The sequence below is a fragment of the Bacillus sp. SIMBA_005 genome, assembly GCF_046535585.1.
In the GTDB taxonomy this organism is placed as follows: domain Bacteria; phylum Bacillota; class Bacilli; order Bacillales; family Bacillaceae; genus Bacillus; species Bacillus pumilus.
Window position 1 is genome coordinate 1 of the sequence record NZ_JAWRWI010001318.1, and the last position, 229, is coordinate 229.

Consider the following 229-nt stretch of genomic DNA (forward strand, 5'->3'; position numbering starts at 1 on the left):
GCAAGGTGCAGCCGGACTTCTGGGGGGCTCCAATGATCTCGCTCACCGCGCCCGACCCGCGCTCGCTCACGACTTATACTCGCACGTTCACCCCAGGCATGGACGACGATGTTCTCGCTTCGCGCGCCGACCAGCGCGCAAGCGGCGGCGATAACGAACTGTGGAAGTTCCGTCGTATCGCCGCGCGAAAGATGTTCGTCCCGGGCTCCTACGAAAGTGACATCGTCCT

The 229-nt window shown here is 63.3% G+C and carries 1 protein-coding gene; it reads left to right on the forward strand.

Going from position 1 to position 229, the window contains the following annotated elements:
• Positions 1-32: 32 nt before the first annotated feature.
• Positions 33-229 (forward strand): hypothetical protein (locus SB660_RS24350; protein WP_410585228.1); only part of this gene is annotated, 197 nt, incomplete at its 3' end.